The 4,536-nt window shown below is 36.5% G+C and carries 6 protein-coding genes; all 6 read right to left on the bottom strand.

Features of this window, described 5'->3' with window-relative positions; genetic code table 11:
* A partial coding sequence (locus AB1414_16165; protein ID MEW6608955.1) for an AAA family ATPase occupies positions 1-96 on the bottom strand: 96 nt, incomplete at its 3' end.
* Positions 97-112: 16 nt separating this feature from the next.
* The gene (locus AB1414_16170; protein ID MEW6608956.1) at positions 113-193 is read right to left on the bottom strand and encodes a hypothetical protein; all 81 of its coding nucleotides are present in this window, start codon (positions 191-193) and stop codon (positions 113-115) included.
* Between the two features lie 362 nt (positions 194-555).
* Positions 556-1,302, bottom strand: coding sequence for a 16S rRNA (guanine(527)-N(7))-methyltransferase RsmG (rsmG, locus tag AB1414_16175; GenBank protein MEW6608957.1), 747 nt, complete (start codon positions 1,300-1,302; stop codon positions 556-558).
* Between the two features lie 240 nt (positions 1,303-1,542).
* A complete protein-coding gene (locus tag AB1414_16180) occupies positions 1,543-2,400 on the bottom strand; it encodes a metal ABC transporter permease (protein MEW6608958.1) in 858 nt (285 codons plus the stop codon).
* 1 nt (position 2,401) lies between these two features.
* Positions 2,402-3,187, bottom strand: coding sequence for a metal ABC transporter ATP-binding protein (locus tag AB1414_16185; protein MEW6608959.1), 786 nt, complete (start codon positions 3,185-3,187; stop codon positions 2,402-2,404).
* A gap of 330 nt (positions 3,188-3,517) precedes the next feature.
* Positions 3,518-4,126 carry a hypothetical protein gene (locus AB1414_16190; protein MEW6608960.1) on the bottom strand — a complete coding sequence of 203 codons (609 nt, stop codon included), beginning with the start codon at positions 4,124-4,126 and terminating at the stop codon, positions 3,518-3,520.
* Positions 4,127-4,536: the final 410 nt, after the last annotated feature.

Consider the following 4,536-nt stretch of genomic DNA (forward strand, 5'->3'; position numbering starts at 1 on the left):
TTGACCTAACATTGCAAGGCAGGCGGCGAGATTTATCGCAGTTGTTGTTTTTCCTACCCCTCCTTTCTGATTGGCAATAGTAATTATTCTACCCATAACATTATCCTCCTGATTATTGGTAATTGGTAACTGGTAATTGGTAACTGGTAACTGGTAATTGGTAACTGGTAATTGGTAACTGGTAACTGGTAATTGGTAACTGGTAATTGGTAACTGGTAATTGGTTACCAGTTACCAATTTTTAATTTCGTGAAGTCCTATTCAAAATTAGTAACCGTTCAGAATATAGCCACAGAGAACACAGAGGGAATATATAATCACGAATGAATCCCGTTAGATGTTCTACTATCTAACGAGGTGAACCCGAATCTCCCTGAACAACAAAAAGATTTGTAGTGCGAGGTTTTAGCCTCGCTTCTGGCAAACCAGAAGGCGAACCTAAAGGTTTGCACTACATTTATGATGGGATATCACAGGTTAATTCGTGTCCTTATGTGACTAATTTCCTTAATTCTCTGTGAACTCTGTGCCTCGGTGGCTGAACGCTTACCAAAATTAAGTTATTGGTTTTCTCTCTGGCACACCTACTCTTCGGGGATACTCTACAGGTGTTGGTTTTATCTTTTCTATAATGACTAAATTCCTCTCTTGATGAACAATGGGCAAGGTTATCCGTTTTTGTTCTTTAATCCTTCCCCCTAAAATATCTATCGCCTTTTGTGCAGAGATTAATTCATCTTGTAGAAAACTTCCTTTCTGAGAGATGAATAGCCCTCCTATTTTTAAAAAAGGCACTGTATATTCTACTAATGTATTTAATTTAGCAACTGCTCTTGATACCACTAAATCATATCTTTGGCGATATTCTTCTTTATTCCCAATTTCTTCGGCTCTACCCAGTAAAATCTCGAATTTTATCCCCAGGTGATTTTTAAGTTGATAAAGGAATTCGACATATTTTCCCTTTGAATCTAATAAAATCAAATTGACTTGCGGGTAACAAATCTTTAAAGGTATCCCTGGGAATCCTGCTCCAGTTCCTACATCGATTATCTTCATCTCATTAATCGGACAAAATCCCAGCGCGCAAGTTAATGAATCAAGAAAATGATTCACAATAATACCATCAGAAGTCTTAATTCCTGTAATATTAACCTTCTGATTATAGTCTTTAATTATCTTTAAATAAATAGAGAACAATTTTAGTTGAGCATCATTTAAAGCAATTCCTAACTCCTTTGTTCCCTGTTTGAATAACTCTTCTAACTGATACATTAATGCTTCTATTATTCTACATTCCATTCCTTTAGTGGTATATCCGTCGAATTCCGGTGGTGTCTTAATCTAGCATAAAGGTTGAAATAGTGTAAGAAAAGGAGATATGGGGATTATGGAGATAAGGAGATAAATTCATTCTAAAATTTTGGAAATTACAATGAATAATCTCCATATCTCCCTTTATCTCCTTATCCCCTTTTTTACACCAAATCTGCACAGATTTCACTATTAGAGTTATTTTCAGACACCACCCGAATTCCCAATTTATAAATACCCACCTTTACCCCTTTTAGGAGAGAGGCTGACGGTTAATAAAAAGATAAGTCCAGCAATAATAACCATCACTGCACCTGTTGGCACGGTTAATCCTTTGTTTAGATTGAGATAATATGAAAGCCAGATACCCAGAAATGATGAGGTAACACCAAATATAGCCGATAAAATAACGGCTTTGCGAATATTATAGGTCAGCTGACAGGCAGAGGCCGCCGGGATAATAATCATTGCCACAACTAATAACTCCCCAACTGCCTTTAAAGAAGAAACAATTGTGCCGGCGACTAAACAAAGGAGAAAATAGAACAGGAAAGTAGCCGGAAGACCAGAGGCATCAGCTAAATCCTGATTATAAGTAATAAAATAAAATTCTTTAAAAAATAGGAAAATAACAAGAATGACAATTATCGTCGTGACGATAAGTAGTTGAATTTCAAAAGCAGATGGAAGAATAAGCGTGCCAAAAATATAATGGCGTAATTCTTCTGCTTGCTCAGGTAAAACACCCATCAAAAAAAAGCCAATTGCCATAGTAAAAGCAAAGAAAATACCGATGGAGGCATCTAATTTTAGTTCTGCTCGTTTGCTAATATGTCCAATGAGTAATGCCGTGCAAAGACTGATGATAAGTGCCAGTGCAATTGGGCTGATGTTCAGAATGAATCCAAGGGCAACACCCGCAAAAGCCGCATTGGCAATCCCTACTCCCATAAAAGAAAGCCCTCGCAAAATAACAAATACCCCAACCAGAGAACAGCTTAATCCTACTAACACCGCAATCAGTAAAGATTTTTGCACAAAACTATATTTTAGAAATCCATATAGTTCAAATCCAGACAGGTCCATATTACTCTCCCCCTTCGTTCACTAAAAAGAAATAGTGATTATTATGAGAAAATATTGTTACTTTTACTTTATATAAATCACCTAAAACCTGTTCATTTAAGATTTCCTTAGGCGTCCCAATTTTATAGATAGACTGATTCAAACAAATTATCCTATTCAGCGATTTACTTAAAAGATTGATTTCATGGGCAACATAAAAGGTAGTTATTTGTTGAGTTTGATGGATTTCGTTTATTAAGTTAATAATAACATTTTGAGTGCCAATATCGATGTTTGCAGTAGGCTCATCTAAAAGAAGCATTTCAGGTTGTTGAGCTAACACTCTGGCAACTGCAATTCGTTGTTGTTGGCCCGAGGATAGATGTCCAAATGGTGTATTCACATAGTCTTTCATCCCTACTTTTTCTAATGATTCAAGCACTATTTTTTTATCTTCTTTACCAGGGTTTTTGAAAAAGCCTATTCTGGCAAATCTCCCCATCATCACGACATCACTGACTTTAATGGGGAAATAACGGTCTATTTCTGGATTTTGAGGGATATAGCCAATTTTATTTCTAATCCTGCCTCTTAACCTGCCCTGTTTTCCCCAGATGTTAATTTTGCCCGAACTGGGTTTTAATAAGCCTAAGATGAGTTTCAGAAGGGTAGTTTTACCCGAACCATTAGGACCAATTATGCCAACAAACTCTCCTTTAAAAATACTCAAGTCTATATTAGATAGTGCAACTTTTTCCCCATATTTAACTGTAATATTTGATAATTCAATTATTGTTTTTTCCCCCAACTTTCTCTCCTGAAAATAGTTTTTTCACGCAAAGGGCGCAAAGGTAATTTTTTCCCTTATTTCCCTTTGCGTTCTTTGCGTGCTTGGCGTGAAATTTCCTTTCTCCTAAAAATCGGGACTCGGGACTCGGGACTCGGGAAGGCTGGTAGCCGCAGGCTTTAGCCTGCGTTGCTCGACTTCAGCATCCCCGCCAGCATCCTTCCTTTATTTTCATCGTCATTTGTGCCCACTCCCTGTGGGCATGAGCGTTTCTTCTGAAATCAGTTCGCTTTTTTAGCTAAAAGATGGCTAAATGCTGACAACTGATGACTGACTGCTGAACGCTTACTCTTAATGAGTATGAGTATGCGAATGAGTTTCTTCTTCTTGTTTCTTTCCAGGGATAATTTTCATACTTTCAATCATTTTCACAACCTTAGGTAAATCCTTTTCTTTATTTTGAAAGAAAACCGTAATCTGTAAATTCCTATTCTTAGGAAATGCCTCAATCCTTGTGCGATAAAATTCAGTAAAGAGTTTTTTATGTTTTGTTTGAAAATAATATGCATCAACATCTTTTATATCCATTTTTTCAATCTTGATTGGTTCGCCTAAAACACCTAATTCCTCAAGTATAAGTAAGGCGGCGGCACTCTGAAAATCCTCAGGATTTTCAAATGCCTTTTTATATTCCTTATGAACAGCATAAACATTTTCTGCCCAGAAAATTATTGCACATCTTGTTATCTTTTCGGAAGAAAAGCAAACGGCCTTGTTTTTATCCTCATTAACCTTTTCATATTCTGGAAATAACCTGATAGAAAATCCATTATTTGGACTTGTATAAAGTTGTCCCTCTTCTTCCAGATTAACTAATTTTTGATTAGTCGGTGGAGTAGGTTTATTGCATCCTGCTCCAACTATTAACAAACATAGCACACTTAAAAAAAGTTTTTTCATTTTTTTTATTTTCCTCCTTTTTTATTATAGAGAATGCTCTCGGATAAAATTAATCTTCTATGGACAAGGGACGAGAGATAATTACTTTTCTCTTCACCCCCAGTTTGGGTTATGGGTATTTCATTTCCTCACCTAACACCTAAAACCTAACACCAAACACCTCATCTCTACTGGTTCCACACATTAACTTTTTATCCGAAAGGCTTCCTGATAATTGTGCCTATCACGAAATTCATAACCCCTTGATTTAAATGAAGTTGCAAAGACACTTTTTCCCTATTTTCAGTTTTTCATCATCTTATTATCCCTAACTTCCCTGTTTTCCTCTGGCCTTTATCATTTGTCACTAAGTAAATGTATATCCCTGAGGCAAGTCGTTGTCCTTGTGAACCTCGACAGTTCCATCGCCA

The sequence above is a fragment of the bacterium genome, from assembly GCA_040755795.1.
Lineage (GTDB): Bacteria > UBA9089 > CG2-30-40-21 > CG2-30-40-21 > SBAY01 > JBFLXS01.